At 66.0% G+C, this 526-nt stretch carries 1 protein-coding gene; it reads left to right on the plus strand.

Going from position 1 to position 526, the window contains the following annotated elements; genetic code table 11:
- A partial coding sequence (locus AQJ54_RS06675; RefSeq protein ID WP_169808225.1) for a carbohydrate ABC transporter permease occupies positions 1-526 on the plus strand: 526 nt, incomplete at both ends.

Genomic DNA, 526 nt, shown 5'->3' on the forward strand with positions numbered 1-526 from the left:
GGCCGTCACCGCGCTGGCCTGGCTGGCCCCCCTGCTGTGGGCGGTCTTCGCCGCCCTGCGCCCCTACGCGGAGACCAGCAACAAGGGCTACGTGTCCTGGCCCGACAAGCTGACGTTCGAGAACTTCACCAACGCCTTCGAGCAGTCGGACATGCTCCACTACTTCGGCAACACGCTGATCATCGCCGTGCCCGCGGTGCTGCTCACCCTGCTGCTGTCGTCGATGGTCGCCTTCTACGTCTCCCGCTTCGACTTCCGCCTCAACATCGCGCTGCTGCTGGTGTTCACCGCCGGCAACCTGCTGCCCCAGCAGGTCATCATCACCCCCCTGTACCGGCTCTACCTGCTGATCGACCTGCCCGGCATCACCATGTCCGGCAAGCTCTACGACTCCGCGCTCGGCCTGGTCCTCATCCACATCGCCTTCCAGTCCGGCTTCTGCGCCTTCGTCCTCAGCAATTACATGCGCATGCTGCCCCATGAGCTGACCGAGGCCGCCCTCGTCGACGGCGCCTCCGTGTGGCGG

The organism is Streptomyces griseorubiginosus (genome assembly GCF_001514195.1).
Lineage (GTDB): Bacteria > Actinomycetota > Actinomycetes > Streptomycetales > Streptomycetaceae > Streptomyces > Streptomyces griseorubiginosus.